The following is a 12,309-nucleotide window of genomic DNA, read 5'->3' on the forward strand; positions in this document are numbered from 1 at the left end:
ATGGAAATTTTAAAAAAACCAATATTAACCGAAAAAGCTTCAGCTTTAACTGAGAAATCTAACCGTTTCACGTTTAGCGTTAACCATAAGGCTAACAAAATCCAGATTAAAGCAGCTATTGAAAAATTGTACGGTGTAACTATCGTTGCAGTTAACACAATGGTTGTGGATGGAAAAGCTAAATCACGTTACACTAAAGCAGGTTTTGTATCTGGCCGTAGCCCGAAATACAAAAAAGCAATCGTAACGTTGAAAGACGGCGAAACAATAGATTATTACGCAACCCTTTAATTTAATAATTCATTATAACTATGGGCTTAAGAAAATTTAAACCAGTTACTCCAGGTACCCGCTTCAGAGTTGGTGCCAGTTTCACGGAGATTACAGCAACCACGCCCGAAAAATCATTGGTTGTATCATCAAAAAAGTCTGGTGGACGTAATAACACAGGAAAGATGACTATGCGCTACATGGGCGGTGGTCACAAAAAATCATACCGTTTGATCGATTTCAAACGTGATAAATTTGATATTCCTGCAACAGTAGCTACTGTTGAATACGATCCAAACCGTACTGCCCGCATCGCATTATTACATTATGCAGATGGCGAGAAGCGTTATATCATTGCTCCTGAAGGATTGCAAGTTGGTTCGGTATTATTATCGGGCGATGCAGCAGCACCAGAAGTAGGTAACACTTTAAAATTATCGAACATTCCATTAGGTTCTATCATCCACAACGTGGAGATTCACCCTGGAAAAGGAGCACAATTGGCTCGTAGTGCAGGTGCTTACGCACAATTAGCTGCCCGCGATGGTAAATATGCGACTTTGAAAATGCCTTCAGGCGAAACCCGTTTAATCCTGACTACTTGTCTGGCTACTATCGGTGCGGTATCTAACTCAGATCACGCAAACGAAGTATTAGGTAAAGCTGGTCGTAAACGTTGGTTGGGCCGTCGTCCGAGAACTAGACCGGTAGCGATGAACCCTGTCGATCACCCAATGGGTGGTGGTGAAGGTAGATCATCAGGTGGTCACCCACGTTCAAGAAATGGCGTTTTAGCTAAAGGCTTTAAAACCAGAGAACTTAAAAAATATTCTAATCGTTACATCATAGAGAGAAGGAAGAAATAATGGCTCGTTCGATAAAAAAAGGACCGTATATTGACCATAACGTAGAGAAAAAAGTAAACTCTATGAATGATTCAGGCAAAAAGTCTGTAATCAAAACTTGGTCTCGCAGATCAATGATCTCACCAGATTTCGTTAATCATACATTTGCAGTACACAATGGAAATAAATTTATTCCGGTGTATGTTACAGAAAACATGGTTGGTCACAAGTTGGGAGAATTTGCTCCAACCAGAACATTCAGAGGACACGCTGAAAAGAAAAAATAATTAGACAATGGAAGCAATAGCAAAATTAAACAATTGTCCAACCTCACCACGTAAGATGCGTTTGGTTGTAGATCTTATCAGAGGTGAACGTGTAGAGAAAGCATTAAGCATTTTAAAGTTTACCAATAAAGAAGCAGCAATAAGAGTTGAGAAATTATTATTATCTGCCATTAAAAACTGGGAAGCTAAAAATGAAGGTGCCCGTCCTGAAGAAAATCAACTTTTTGTTAAAACAATTATGGTTGATGGTGGCCGTCAGTTAAAACGCTTACGTCCAGCTCCTCAAGGCCGTGGATATAGAATTCGTAAACGTTCTAACCACGTAACGCTGATTGTAGATAGTAAAAATACAGAAACAACTCAAAACTAATTTTAGGAAATGGGACAAAAAGCAAATCCAATAGGTAACAGGTTAGGTATCATCAAAGGATGGGATTCTAACTGGTTCGGTGGCAACAACTACTCCGATAAATTAGTTGAAGATGAGAAAATAAGAAAATACCTTTCTGCCCGTATCGCTAAAGGTGGCGTTGCAAAAGTAGTGATCGAGCGTACGTTAAAACGTATCACCGTAACTATCCACACAGCCCGTCCAGGTATCGTAATCGGTAAAGCAGGTGCTGAGGTTGATAAAATCAAAGAAGAGTTAAAGAAATTGACTAAAAAGGAAATTCAAATTAACATCTTCGAAATTAAACGCCCAGAACTTGATGCACAATTAGTTGCAGAAGGTGTTGCAAAACAATTAGAAGCAAGGATCTCATTCCGTAGAGCAATGAAATCTTCTATCGCATCAACTATGCGTATGGGTGCTGAAGGGATTAAAATCATGACTTCTGGTCGTTTAGGTGGTGCTGAGATGGCACGTACTGAGCAGTACAAAGAAGGAAGAGTGCCTTTGCATACATTCCGTGCTGATATCGATTACGCTTTAGCTGAAGCTTTAACTACTTATGGTAAAATAGGTGTTAAAGTTTGGATCTGTAAAGGTGAAGTTTATGGAAAACGTGATTTGTCTCCGAACATTGGTTCGACAAACAACGGTCCAAAAGGCGCATCAGAGAAACCAGCTTTCGGCGGAAGAGATAACAGAGGTGGTGGAAGAGATAACCGTGGCGGTGGTAACGACAGACGTGGTGGAAACCAAGGTGGTGGTCGTGGTCCAGGTCAAGGCGGTCCCGGAGCAAATAGAGGTGGTGGCGCAGGCGCTAACAGAGGTCCTCGTAAATAATTGATTTATTAACATCGTTTAACGATTAGAACAAAATAAAATGTTACAGCCAAAAAGAACGAAGTTCAGGAAGATGCAAAAAGGCAGAATGAAGGGTTTAGCTTCTCGTGGAGCTGAATTAGCATTCGGATCTTTCGGTATCAAATCTTTAGAAGCCACTTGGATCACAAGTCGCCAGATAGAGGCTGCCCGTATCGCCGTAACACGTTTCATGAAACGTGAAGGTCAGGTGTGGATCAGAATATTCCCGGACAAACCGGTAACTAAAAAACCTGCTGAGGTACGTATGGGTAAAGGTAAAGGTGCTCCTGAGTATTGGGTAGCAGTTGTAAGACCTGGACGTGTAATTTTCGAAGCTGAAGGTGTGCCTTTAGAAGTAGCTAAAGAAGCATTGCGTTTAGCCGCTCAGAAATTACCAATCCAAACCAAGTTCGTAGTACGTAGAGATTACGTAGAAGCATAGTAAAGTGTTGAGGTGAATGTTGTAAATACTTGTTTATTATAACCGCTACACTCAACGTAAAAGAAAAAGAAAAATGAAAAATTCAGAAATCACAGGGCTTTCAAAAGAAGAATTAGTAGCTAAGATTGCGGAAGAAAAAGAGAACTTATCAAAATTAAAGTTCGCACACACTATTTCAGCTATCGAAAATCCTTCGCGTATTGCGAAAGTAAGGAAAGACATAGCCCGTTTAAACACTGAGTTGACTAAAGTGAAAAACACTGAGTCAGCTACTGAAACTAAATAATTTGAGAGTCGACATGGAAAGACAATTAAGAAAAACAAGAACGGGATTAGTAGTAAGCAACAAGATGGACAAATCTGTTGTAGTGAGCGTTGAGCGTAAAGTAAAGCACCCGATTTATGGTAAGTTCGTGAAGAAAACTACCAAATTTATGGCTCACGACGAGAAAAACGAATGTGGTATCGGTGATACGGTATTGATCATGGAAACTCGTCCTTTGAGTAAGAACAAGAACTGGAGATTGGTACAAATTTTAGAAAGAGCTAAATAAGATGGTACAACAGGAATCAAGATTAAACGTTGCTGATAACAGCGGCGCAAAAGAAGTATTGGTAATTCGCGTGCTAGGTGGAACCGGCAAACGTTATGCTTCAATTGGTGATAAAGTAGTTGTTACCGTAAAAAGCGCATTACCGTCAGGTAATATTAAAAAAGGTACAGTTTCAAAAGCAGTTGTTGTAAGAACTAAAAAGGAAATCCGTCGTAAAGATGGTTCTTATATCCGTTTTGACGATAATGCTGCTGTATTATTGAACGCACAGGATGAGCCAAGAGGTACACGTATCTTTGGCCCGGTTGCGAGAGAACTACGTGAAAAACAATTCATGAAAATTGTATCATTAGCACCGGAGGTATTATAAAATGGGAAACAAAGTAAATACACCATCAAAACTTAAAATCCGCACTGGAGATTTAGTTAAAGTAATTGCTGGCGATTCAAAAGGTCAACAAGGAAAAGTACTATCAGTACAAATAGATAAAAACAGAGCCATTGTAGAAGGCGTTAACTTAGTATCTAAACATACTAAACCAAATGCTGCAAATCCAAACGGTGGTATTATTAAAAAAGAGGCTGCTCTTCATATTTCTAACCTGATGTTGGTTGATCCAAAATCAGGTAAAGCTACCCGTGTTGGTCGTAAACTAAACGCAGATGGTAAAATAGTTAGAGTTGCTAAAATTTCAGGGGAGGAAATTAAATAATGGCTACACCTAGATTAAAAAGCAAATACAAAGAAGAAGTTGTAAATGCATTAAAAGAGAAATTCCAGTACAAAACTGTAATGCAGGTTCCTAAATTGGAAAAAATCTGTATCAATCAGGGTGTAGGTCGTTTTTCTGTAACTGATAAAAAGATCATGGATACGACAATCGTTGAATTGTCAACCATCACTGGTCAGCAAGCAGTTCCGGCTAACTCTAAGAAAGATATCTCGAACTTTAAATTACGTAAAGGTATGCCGGTAGGTGTACGTGTAACATTACGTGATAACAATATGTACGAGTTCTTAGATCGTCTGATCTCTGTAGCTTTGCCACGTATTCGTGATTTTAAAGGTATTAACGATAAAGGATTTGATGGAAAAGGTAACTATACTTTAGGTGTTACTGAGCAAATCATCTTCCCAGAGATTAATATAGATAAAATCAATAAAATTTTAGGGATGGATATAACTTTCGTAACTTCGGCGAAATCTGATGTTGAAGCACTTGAGTTATTAAAACAATTCGGATTACCATTTAAAAATCAAAAAACAGCAGAATAATGGCAAAAGAAGGTGTAAAAGCACGCGAAGTTAAGCGCCAAAAATTGGTAGCTAGATACGCTGAAAAACGTGCAGCATTAAAAGCTGCGGGAGATTTCGAAGGTTTAGATAAATTACCTAAAAACTCATCTCCGGTACGTTTACACAACCGTTGTAAATTAACTGGTCGTCCACGTGGTTATATGCGTACCTTTGGTATTTCAAGGGTAACGTTCCGCCAAATGGCACTAGACGGTAAAATACCAGGTGTTAAAAAAGCATCTTGGTAAATATAGCTTAGAGCTGAAAGCTTAAAGTCTAAAGCGAATAAACCCGCTTTAGGCTTTAGTCTTTTTGCTTTTCGCTTTGAAAGAATTTTAACCGATAGCAGGTCCCACAGCTGGGTAGCAGAAGGAAACCACTATCAAAAACAATAAATAATGAATACAGATCCAATAGCAGATTATTTAACAAGAGTAAGGAATGCCATTAAGGCCAACCACCGTGTTGTAGAAATTCCTGCATCAAACCTTAAAAAAGAAATTACTAAAGTTCTTTTTGACAAAGGTTACATCGCGAACTACAAGTTTGAAGATACTACCGTTCAAGGCACCATTAAAATCGCTTTGAAATACAATCCGATTACTAAAGTTCCTGCTATTCGTACGTTAGTGCGAGTAAGTAAACCAGGTTTGAGAAACTATGCTGGTGTTGAAAATATGCCAAGAGTATTAAACGGTTTAGGTATCGCAATCTTATCTACTTCTAAAGGTGTAATGACTGATAAAGAAGCAGCCAAATTAAACATTGGTGGTGAGGTATTGTGTCACGTTTATTAATATTAGGAGAACAGCACAATGTCAAGAATAGGAAAAGCCCCAATTACAATCCCTGCAGGTGTTACAATTACCGTATCAAATGATAACGTAGTAACTGTAAAAGGTCCTAAAGGTGAATTAACGCAAGCAGTTGATACAGATATCACTGTTAGTCAAGAAGATGGAATTTTAACGGTTCAACGTCCATCAGAACAAAAGAAACACAAAGCATTACACGGTTTATATCGCTCATTGCTTAATAACATGGTTATTGGTGTTACGGATGGTTATAAATTAACTCAGGAATTAGTAGGTGTTGGTTACCGTGCTACAAATCAAGGTAATACACTGGATCTGGTTTTAGGTTATTCTCACCATTATGTATTCCAGTTACCAGAAGAGATTAAAGTAACTACATCATCAGAAAAAGGTCAGACGCCTAAAATTATCTTAGAAAGTATTGACAAGCAATTGATCGGTCAGGTAGCAGCGAAAATCCGTTCGTTACGTGCACCAGAGCCATATAAAGGTAAAGGTATCAAGTTTGTAGGTGAAGTGTTAAGAAGAAAAGCAGGTAAATCAGCGTCTAAAAAATAGTAATCATGGCAGGTAAAAAATTATCAAGAAGAGATCGTATTAAAAAAGGGATCAGAAAAAGACTTACCGGTTCAGAAGAACGTCCAAGGTTATCTGTATATAGAAGCAATAAAGGGATTTATGCGCAGGTAATTAACGATGTAACCGGTAAAACAATTGCATCAGCATCATCATTATCGAAAGATTTTACTGGTACTGGAAACAAAAGTGACCAATCAGTAGCTGTAGGTAAACTAGTTGCCGAAAAAGCAATCGCTGCAGGTATTAAACAAGTTGTTTTCGATAGAAACGGCTATTTATACCATGGTCGTGTAAAATCGTTGGCAGAGGGTGCCCGCGAAGCTGGTTTAGTATTTTAATCTGAAGAAAAAGTAAGATGTCAACTATCAATATAAAAAGAGTAAAAACCACCGATATCGAATTAAAGGATCGTTTGGTTAGTATACAACGTGTTGCCAAAGTAACCAAAGGTGGTCGTACTTTCAGCTTCTCAGCAATTGTTGTTGTTGGAGATGAGAACGGTGTTGTTGGTTTCGGTTTAGGTAAAGCGAAAGAGGTAACTGAAGCCATTGCTAAAGGTGTGGATGATGCTAAAAAGAACTTAGTAAAAGTGCCAATCTTAAATGGTACTGTTCCTCACGAACAAATTGGTAAATTCTCAGGTGGTTTTGTTTTAATTAAACCAGCTGCAGTAGGTACCGGAGTAATTGCTGGTGGTGCGATGCGTGCTGTATTAGAGAGTGCTGGCGTGCATAACGTATTGGCAAAATCTAAAGGTTCATCAAACCCACACAACGTGGTAAAAGCAACTGTTGATGCATTAACAAAAATGCGTGATGCTTATACGGTAGCTCAAACCCGTGGTATAGATTTAAACAAAGTATTTAACGGATAATATCATGGCTAAGATCAAAATAACACAAGTAAAAAGCGTTATCGACAGAAGCGAGCGCCAAAAGAGAACTGTTCAGGCTTTGGGATTATCTAAAATGAACCAAAGTGTTGAGGTTGAAGCTACACCACAAATCATTGGTATGGTTCGTAAAGTGAACCACTTGGTAGCTATCGAAGCAATTTAAGAGAATTATTAAATGAATGAGTTTTGAGTGATTGAATGTGAAACAATCATTCATTCAAAATTCAATCATTATTATTATTTATCGTTGTACCTGTTTAGTGAAAGCGAAGGGCAACACAAATTCAAAAAAATGAATTTAAGTAATTTAAAACCTGCAAAAGGTTCTACAAAAAACAGCAAAAGAATTGGTCGTGGTACAGGTTCTGGTCGTGGTGGTACTTCAACTCGTGGTCACAAAGGTGCGGGTTCCCGTTCAGGTCACAAAACCAAAATCGGTTTTGAAGGTGGTCAAATGCCTTTACAACGTCGTGTGCCTAAAGTTGGTTTCAAACCAATTAACCGTACAGAGTACGTTGGTGTAAACTTAGATGTTTTACAAACTTTAGCTGAAAAATACAGCTTAACAACTATCGATTTCGCTGCTCTCCAAGCGCATGGTTTAGCTTCAAAAAATGACTTAGTTAAAATTTTAGGTCGTGGTGAAGTGAAAGCAAAATTAGAGATTACTGCACATGCGTTTTCTGCAACCGCACAAAAAGCTATTGAAGCTGCAGGTGGTTCTATCGTAAAATTGTAATTATTAAATGAAGAAGCTATTTACTACTTTAAGTAATATCTGGAAAATTCAAGAATTAAAAGAGCGTATCTTGTTTACGCTCTTAATTCTTTTGGTATACCGTTTCGTATCTCACGTGGTTTTACCAGGTGTGGATCCAACTGCTTTAGATGCTAATGAAAAATCAGGACTTTTAGGCATACTAGATATGTTTGCCGGAGGTTCTTTCTCTCGTGTGTCTATTTTAGCGTTGGGGGTAATGCCTTATATCTCTGCGTCTATCGTGGTGCAATTATTAGGTATTGCTGTTCCTTCTTTCCAAAAAATGCAGAAAGAGGGCGAAAGTGGTAGAAAGAAAATGAACCAGATCACGCGTTACCTAACGGTAGCGATCACAATCGTTCAGTCTGTAGGTTACGTTAAAACGCAGGTTCCGGCTGAAGCTATTTTATTACCAAACACGATATTTCTAATATTATCTACGTTTGTATTAACGGCAGGTACATTATTTGTAATGTGGTTAGGTGAAAAAATTACGGATAAAGGAATTGGTAACGGAACATCTTTAATTATCATGACTGGTATTATTGCACGCTTACCACAGGCGATCAGTCAGGAATTTAGTGCCCGCGTGGGTTCTGCCAGTGAAGGTGGAGGTCCGGTGGCATTGGTATTGGAGATTGTTGCTTTATTTGCTGTAGTCATGTTTACCATTCTAATTGTTCAAGGTGTACGTAAAGTCCCTGTACAATACGCTAAAAAAATTGTAGGTAACCGTCAGTTTGGTGGTGTTCGTCAATATATTCCATTAAAGGTAAATGCAGCTGGTGTAATGCCAATTATTTTTGCTCAGGCATTGATGTTCATCCCGGGTGCTTTAATGCAATTCGTTCCGTCATTACAAGGTTCGTGGTTGGTTCAGTTCAGCAATACAACTTCGTTAGCCTATAGTTTAACATTCGCTTTTTTAATTATCGCATTTACATTCTTCTATACTGCAATTACAGTTAATCCAACTCAAATGAGTGACGATATGAAGAAAAATGGTGGTTTTATTCCAGGCGTTAAACCCGGTTTTGCAACATCAACCTTTATTGATGATGTGATTTCTAAAATCACTTTCCCAGGTGCGGTATTCTTAGCAATTATTGCTATTTTACCTTCATTGGCAGTTAAGTTTGGTATTAAACAAGAGTTTGCTCACTTCTTTGGTGGTACTTCTTTATTAATTTTAGTTGGTGTTGTTTTAGATACTTTACAACAGATTGAAAGTTATTTATTGATGCGCCATTATGATGGTTTGATGAAAACGGGCAGAGTTACTGGCAGAACAGGTGTTCCTGCGGCCAGTAGTAACGCAGCTTTGTAAATATTAATTAGTGAATTTTGAATGATAGAATGAATGAATGCTCATGCAGCTATTCATTCATTCAAAATTCAATCATTCAAAACTAGAATTAAATGTCTAAAATTTATTACAAGTCTCTTGAGGAGATCGAGTTAATAAGAGAAAGTTCCATGCTTGTTTCTAAAACTTTAGCAGAAGTGGCTAAGGTAATAAAGGCAGGCATGACTACTATTGAACTGGATAAGCTGGCTTATGAGTTTATCAGCGATCATGGTGCAATCCCAGCTTTTTTAAACTATAATGGTTTCCCTAATTCTTTGTGTATTTCACCTAACGAGCAAGTTGTTCATGGGTTTCCAAGTAAATATGTGATTGAGGAGGGTGATTTAATTTCAGTTGATTGCGGTGTAATCAAAAACAACTATTTCGGTGATTCGGCTTATACTTTCTCTATTGGAGAAATTGATGCTGAAAAACAGAAGCTGGTAGCGGTTACTAAACGTTGCCTGGAATTAGGAATTGAAAAGGCTGTTGTAGGTATGCGGATCGGTGATATAGGCTTTGCCATTCAGCAATATGCAGAAGCCAATGGTTTCGGAGTAGTAAGAGAACTGGTAGGGCATGGCGTTGGTGTAAAACTTCACGAGAAGCCTGAAGTACCTAATTATGGGAAACGCGGAGCAGGACCAAAACTTGAAGAAGGAATGGTGATTGCAATCGAGCCTATGATTAATGCAGGTGTTGCCGGTGTTAAATTCCATAACGATGGATGGACGGTAACCAGTAAAGACAATAAACCATCGGCACATTTTGAACACACAGTGGCCATAAAAAGGGGCAAAGCAGAAGTTTTATCAACCTTTTCTATAATAGAAGAAGTTTTACAATAAAAAAAATAAATAATTAAAATTTTTTATTTAATTTTGCAACCCTGTTTAGAAGCAGCTAATTAAGTAACAATCAACAAAATATGGCTAAACAAGCCTCAATTGAACAAGACGGAGTAATCAGAGAAGCATTGTCTAATGCAATGTTCCGGGTAGAACTTGAAAACGGACACGAGATTATCGCGCACATTTCAGGTAAGATGAGGATGCACTACATCAAAATCCTTCCTGGCGACAAAGTAAAATTAGAGATGTCTCCTTATGATTTAACAAAGGGACGCATCACTTATAGATATAAATAAAATGAAAGTTAGATCATCAATTAAAAAACGTAGCGCTGATTGCAAGATTATTCGCCGTAAAGGTAAACTTTACGTTATCAACAAGAAAAATCCTAAATACAAGCAACGTCAAGGGTAATTTAAAATAGTGTAATGACCCGTACAACGGTGGCCCGCCGTTCGGAATTACTTAAAAATAATAAACAAATATGGCAAGGATTTCAGGTATTGATTTACCAAGAAACAAAAGAGGAGAGATTGGTTTAACTTATATCTACGGAATAGGAAGAACTACTGCACAACGTATTTTAACTACTGCAGGCATCGACTTGAACAAAAAAGTACAAGACTGGTCTGATGATGAGTTATCAGCAATCCGTACAATGATTAACGATGAAATTAAAGTAGAAGGTGCTTTACGTTCAGAGGTTCAGTTAAACATTAAACGTTTAATGGATATTGGTTGTTACCGCGGTTTACGTCACAGAAAAGGTTTACCTTCTCGTGGTCAGCGTACTAAAAATAATTCACGTACTCGTAAGGGTAAGAGAAAAACAGTTGCTAACAAGAAAAAAGCTACTAAGTAATAGATAGAGACGAGATGTGAGATTTTAGATGTGAGAACATATCTTTAAAATCTGCTCAATTCTGGAATAAAAGATAAAAAGTAGGATACTGAGTGTCGGGGTAAGAGAAAGTCTCATATCTCAAGTCTCATATCTAAAATCTAATAAAAAAAATGGCTAAGAGTAAAAAAGTAACAAAAAAACGTATCGTTGTAATTGAGCCTGTTGGTCAGGCGCATATCAATGCTACCTTCAACAACATCATCGTTACCTTAACAAACAACAACGGACAGACTATTTCTTGGTCTTCTGCTGGTAAAATGGGCTTTAAAGGTTCTAAAAAGAACACACCGTATGCAGCTGGTCAAGCGGCTTCAGATTGCGGTAAAGTGGCGTTTGATTTAGGTTTACGTAAAGTTGAAGTGTTTGTAAAAGGTCCGGGTTCAGGTCGTGAATCTGCAATCAGAACTTTGCAAGTAGCAGGGATCGAAGTAACATCTATCAAAGATATTACACCACTTCCACACAACGGATGTCGTCCTCCTAAAAAGAGAAGAGTTTAATTAATTTTAAAGCTAAGAATCTTCGGTTACAGGCCGAATGGTACTTTAAAACAGAAAAAAAATGGCAAGATATACAGGCCCAAAATCAAAAATCGCCCGTAAATTCAGAGAACCAATCTTCGGTCCTGATAAGGTGTTAGACAGAAAAAATTATCCTCCTGGGCAACATGGCTCATCAAAAAGAAGAGGAAAACAATCTGAATATGCGATCCAGTTAATGGAGAAACAAAAAGTAAAATACACTTATGGTGTATTAGAAAAACAATTCAGTAACTTGTTTAAAAAAGCATCTTCTCGTGCTGGTATCACCGGTGATAACTTACTTCAATTATTAGAGGCACGTTTAGATAACACAGTTTACCGTTTAGGTATTTCAACAACCCGTTCTGGTGCACGCCAGTTAGTTAGCCATAAACACGTTACCGTGAATGGTGAAGTTGTAAATATTCCTTCATATCAGTTAAAAGCTGGTGATGTGGTTGCTGTTCGTGAAAAATCGAAATCATTAGAATCAATTAGTAACTCAGTTGCAGGCAGAACAATTAATAAATTTGCCTGGTTAGAGTGGAACGCCAGTGAATTAACCGGTAAGTTCTTAACCTATCCACAACGTGATGAGATTCCTGAAAACATTAAGGAAAACTTAATCATCGAGTTATACTCAAAGTAATAAATAAGATAGTTAATTACCTCGAAAGGGTAATTAACTT

The 12,309-nt window shown here is 37.8% G+C and carries 25 protein-coding genes; all 25 read left to right on the forward strand.

What is annotated here, in order from left to right; genetic code table 11:
- The 25 genes from rplW to rpsD all read left to right on the forward strand — a co-directional run bounded on the left by rplW (position 1) and on the right by rpsD (position 12,269).
- A complete protein-coding gene (gene rplW, locus CBW18_RS13735; protein ID WP_025145221.1) occupies positions 1-291 on the forward strand; it encodes a 50S ribosomal protein L23 in 291 nt (96 codons plus the stop codon).
- A gap of 20 nt (positions 292-311) precedes the next feature.
- The gene (gene rplB / locus CBW18_RS13740) at positions 312-1,136 is read left to right on the forward strand and encodes a 50S ribosomal protein L2 (RefSeq protein WP_088301914.1); all 825 of its coding nucleotides are present in this window, start codon (positions 312-314) and stop codon (positions 1,134-1,136) included.
- Positions 1,136-1,402 (forward strand): 30S ribosomal protein S19, encoded by a 267-nt coding sequence (gene rpsS / locus CBW18_RS13745; protein WP_010599906.1) that lies wholly within the window; start codon positions 1,136-1,138, stop codon positions 1,400-1,402. Before rplB ends, rpsS begins: the two co-directional genes overlap by 1 nt.
- 7 nt (positions 1,403-1,409) lie before the next feature.
- Positions 1,410-1,772, forward strand: a complete 363-nt coding sequence (rplV, locus tag CBW18_RS13750) for a 50S ribosomal protein L22 (protein WP_025145219.1) — start codon at positions 1,410-1,412, stop codon at positions 1,770-1,772.
- A gap of 9 nt (positions 1,773-1,781) precedes the next feature.
- Positions 1,782-2,633 carry a 30S ribosomal protein S3 gene (gene rpsC / locus CBW18_RS13755; protein ID WP_029282699.1) on the forward strand — a complete coding sequence of 284 codons (852 nt, stop codon included), beginning with the start codon at positions 1,782-1,784 and terminating at the stop codon, positions 2,631-2,633.
- Positions 2,634-2,673: 40 nt separating this feature from the next.
- Complete coding sequence (gene rplP, locus CBW18_RS13760) at positions 2,674-3,096, forward strand: 50S ribosomal protein L16 (RefSeq protein WP_010599903.1); 423 nt, start codon at positions 2,674-2,676, stop codon at positions 3,094-3,096.
- Positions 3,097-3,169: 73 nt separating this feature from the next.
- Positions 3,170-3,382 carry a 50S ribosomal protein L29 gene (rpmC, locus tag CBW18_RS13765; RefSeq protein ID WP_025145217.1) on the forward strand — a complete coding sequence of 71 codons (213 nt, stop codon included), beginning with the start codon at positions 3,170-3,172 and terminating at the stop codon, positions 3,380-3,382.
- A 13-nt stretch (positions 3,383-3,395) separates the two neighbouring features.
- A complete protein-coding gene (gene rpsQ, locus CBW18_RS13770; protein WP_010599901.1) occupies positions 3,396-3,650 on the forward strand; it encodes a 30S ribosomal protein S17 in 255 nt (84 codons plus the stop codon).
- 1 nt (position 3,651) lies between these two features.
- The gene (rplN, locus tag CBW18_RS13775; RefSeq protein WP_010599900.1) at positions 3,652-4,020 is read left to right on the forward strand and encodes a 50S ribosomal protein L14; all 369 of its coding nucleotides are present in this window, start codon (positions 3,652-3,654) and stop codon (positions 4,018-4,020) included.
- Between the two features lies 1 nt (position 4,021).
- A complete protein-coding gene (gene rplX, locus CBW18_RS13780; protein WP_029282701.1) occupies positions 4,022-4,363 on the forward strand; it encodes a 50S ribosomal protein L24 in 342 nt (113 codons plus the stop codon).
- The gene (gene rplE, locus CBW18_RS13785) at positions 4,360-4,926 is read left to right on the forward strand and encodes a 50S ribosomal protein L5 (RefSeq protein WP_088301915.1); all 567 of its coding nucleotides are present in this window, start codon (positions 4,360-4,362) and stop codon (positions 4,924-4,926) included. The genes rplX and rplE overlap by 4 nt, the downstream gene beginning before the upstream one ends.
- A complete protein-coding gene (rpsN, locus tag CBW18_RS13790; RefSeq protein ID WP_010599897.1) occupies positions 4,926-5,195 on the forward strand; it encodes a 30S ribosomal protein S14 in 270 nt (89 codons plus the stop codon). Before rplE ends, rpsN begins: the two co-directional genes overlap by 1 nt.
- 147 nt (positions 5,196-5,342) lie before the next feature.
- The gene (rpsH, locus tag CBW18_RS13795; RefSeq protein WP_231427289.1) at positions 5,343-5,744 is read left to right on the forward strand and encodes a 30S ribosomal protein S8; all 402 of its coding nucleotides are present in this window, start codon (positions 5,343-5,345) and stop codon (positions 5,742-5,744) included.
- Between the two features lie 18 nt (positions 5,745-5,762).
- On the forward strand, positions 5,763-6,320 hold the full coding sequence (gene rplF / locus CBW18_RS13800) for a 50S ribosomal protein L6 (RefSeq protein WP_088301916.1): 558 nt from the start codon (positions 5,763-5,765) through the stop codon (positions 6,318-6,320).
- 5 nt (positions 6,321-6,325) lie between these two features.
- Positions 6,326-6,679 (forward strand): 50S ribosomal protein L18, encoded by a 354-nt coding sequence (rplR, locus tag CBW18_RS13805; RefSeq protein WP_088301917.1) that lies wholly within the window; start codon positions 6,326-6,328, stop codon positions 6,677-6,679.
- A 17-nt stretch (positions 6,680-6,696) separates the two neighbouring features.
- Positions 6,697-7,215 carry a 30S ribosomal protein S5 gene (gene rpsE, locus CBW18_RS13810; RefSeq protein ID WP_010599893.1) on the forward strand — a complete coding sequence of 173 codons (519 nt, stop codon included), beginning with the start codon at positions 6,697-6,699 and terminating at the stop codon, positions 7,213-7,215.
- A gap of 4 nt (positions 7,216-7,219) precedes the next feature.
- A complete protein-coding gene (rpmD, locus tag CBW18_RS13815; RefSeq protein ID WP_010599892.1) occupies positions 7,220-7,399 on the forward strand; it encodes a 50S ribosomal protein L30 in 180 nt (59 codons plus the stop codon).
- 129 nt (positions 7,400-7,528) lie between these two features.
- Entirely contained in the window at positions 7,529-7,975 is a 447-nt protein-coding gene (rplO, locus tag CBW18_RS13820) for a 50S ribosomal protein L15 (RefSeq protein WP_088302013.1), read from the forward strand.
- Between the two features lie 7 nt (positions 7,976-7,982).
- Positions 7,983-9,323 carry a preprotein translocase subunit SecY gene (gene secY, locus CBW18_RS13825; RefSeq protein WP_088301918.1) on the forward strand — a complete coding sequence of 447 codons (1,341 nt, stop codon included), beginning with the start codon at positions 7,983-7,985 and terminating at the stop codon, positions 9,321-9,323.
- Between the two features lie 92 nt (positions 9,324-9,415).
- Positions 9,416-10,192: a type I methionyl aminopeptidase gene (gene map / locus CBW18_RS13830; protein WP_088301919.1), complete on the forward strand. Its 777-nt coding sequence runs from the start codon at positions 9,416-9,418 to the stop codon at positions 10,190-10,192.
- Between the two features lie 80 nt (positions 10,193-10,272).
- Complete coding sequence (gene infA, locus CBW18_RS13835) at positions 10,273-10,491, forward strand: translation initiation factor IF-1 (protein ID WP_010599888.1); 219 nt, start codon at positions 10,273-10,275, stop codon at positions 10,489-10,491.
- A 1-nt stretch (position 10,492) separates the two neighbouring features.
- The gene (rpmJ, locus tag CBW18_RS13840; protein ID WP_010599887.1) at positions 10,493-10,609 is read left to right on the forward strand and encodes a 50S ribosomal protein L36; all 117 of its coding nucleotides are present in this window, start codon (positions 10,493-10,495) and stop codon (positions 10,607-10,609) included.
- Between the two features lie 70 nt (positions 10,610-10,679).
- Entirely contained in the window at positions 10,680-11,057 is a 378-nt protein-coding gene (gene rpsM, locus CBW18_RS13845; RefSeq protein ID WP_010599886.1) for a 30S ribosomal protein S13, read from the forward strand.
- A gap of 152 nt (positions 11,058-11,209) precedes the next feature.
- A complete protein-coding gene (gene rpsK / locus CBW18_RS13850) occupies positions 11,210-11,599 on the forward strand; it encodes a 30S ribosomal protein S11 (protein WP_010599885.1) in 390 nt (129 codons plus the stop codon).
- 61 nt (positions 11,600-11,660) lie between these two features.
- Positions 11,661-12,269, forward strand: coding sequence for a 30S ribosomal protein S4 (rpsD, locus tag CBW18_RS13855; RefSeq protein ID WP_029282720.1), 609 nt, complete (start codon positions 11,661-11,663; stop codon positions 12,267-12,269).
- Positions 12,270-12,309: the final 40 nt, after the last annotated feature.

Origin of the sequence: Pedobacter sp. AJM (genome assembly GCF_002197755.1) — a bacterium.
Classification (GTDB): domain Bacteria; phylum Bacteroidota; class Bacteroidia; order Sphingobacteriales; family Sphingobacteriaceae; genus Pedobacter.

Coding starts and splice junctions, on each gene's coding strand:
- rplW (WP_025145221.1), top strand. CDS start 1: ATGGAAATTTTAAAAAAACCAATATTAACCGAAAAAGCTTCAGCTTTA.
- rplB (WP_088301914.1), top strand. CDS start 312: ATGGGCTTAAGAAAATTTAAACCAGTTACTCCAGGTACCCGCTTCAGA.
- rpsS (WP_010599906.1), top strand. CDS start 1,136: ATGGCTCGTTCGATAAAAAAAGGACCGTATATTGACCATAACGTAGAG.
- rplV (WP_025145219.1), top strand. CDS start 1,410: ATGGAAGCAATAGCAAAATTAAACAATTGTCCAACCTCACCACGTAAG.
- rpsC (WP_029282699.1), top strand. CDS start 1,782: ATGGGACAAAAAGCAAATCCAATAGGTAACAGGTTAGGTATCATCAAA.
- rplP (WP_010599903.1), top strand. CDS start 2,674: ATGTTACAGCCAAAAAGAACGAAGTTCAGGAAGATGCAAAAAGGCAGA.
- rpmC (WP_025145217.1), top strand. CDS start 3,170: ATGAAAAATTCAGAAATCACAGGGCTTTCAAAAGAAGAATTAGTAGCT.
- rpsQ (WP_010599901.1), top strand. CDS start 3,396: ATGGAAAGACAATTAAGAAAAACAAGAACGGGATTAGTAGTAAGCAAC.
- rplN (WP_010599900.1), top strand. CDS start 3,652: ATGGTACAACAGGAATCAAGATTAAACGTTGCTGATAACAGCGGCGCA.
- rplX (WP_029282701.1), top strand. CDS start 4,022: ATGGGAAACAAAGTAAATACACCATCAAAACTTAAAATCCGCACTGGA.
- rpsN (WP_010599897.1), top strand. CDS start 4,926: ATGGCAAAAGAAGGTGTAAAAGCACGCGAAGTTAAGCGCCAAAAATTG.
- rplF (WP_088301916.1), top strand. CDS start 5,763: ATGTCAAGAATAGGAAAAGCCCCAATTACAATCCCTGCAGGTGTTACA.
- rplR (WP_088301917.1), top strand. CDS start 6,326: ATGGCAGGTAAAAAATTATCAAGAAGAGATCGTATTAAAAAAGGGATC.
- rpsE (WP_010599893.1), top strand. CDS start 6,697: ATGTCAACTATCAATATAAAAAGAGTAAAAACCACCGATATCGAATTA.
- rpmD (WP_010599892.1), top strand. CDS start 7,220: ATGGCTAAGATCAAAATAACACAAGTAAAAAGCGTTATCGACAGAAGC.
- rplO (WP_088302013.1), top strand. CDS start 7,529: ATGAATTTAAGTAATTTAAAACCTGCAAAAGGTTCTACAAAAAACAGC.
- secY (WP_088301918.1), top strand. CDS start 7,983: ATGAAGAAGCTATTTACTACTTTAAGTAATATCTGGAAAATTCAAGAA.
- map (WP_088301919.1), top strand. CDS start 9,416: ATGTCTAAAATTTATTACAAGTCTCTTGAGGAGATCGAGTTAATAAGA.
- infA (WP_010599888.1), top strand. CDS start 10,273: ATGGCTAAACAAGCCTCAATTGAACAAGACGGAGTAATCAGAGAAGCA.
- rpmJ (WP_010599887.1), top strand. CDS start 10,493: ATGAAAGTTAGATCATCAATTAAAAAACGTAGCGCTGATTGCAAGATT.
- rpsM (WP_010599886.1), top strand. CDS start 10,680: ATGGCAAGGATTTCAGGTATTGATTTACCAAGAAACAAAAGAGGAGAG.
- rpsK (WP_010599885.1), top strand. CDS start 11,210: ATGGCTAAGAGTAAAAAAGTAACAAAAAAACGTATCGTTGTAATTGAG.
- rpsD (WP_029282720.1), top strand. CDS start 11,661: ATGGCAAGATATACAGGCCCAAAATCAAAAATCGCCCGTAAATTCAGA.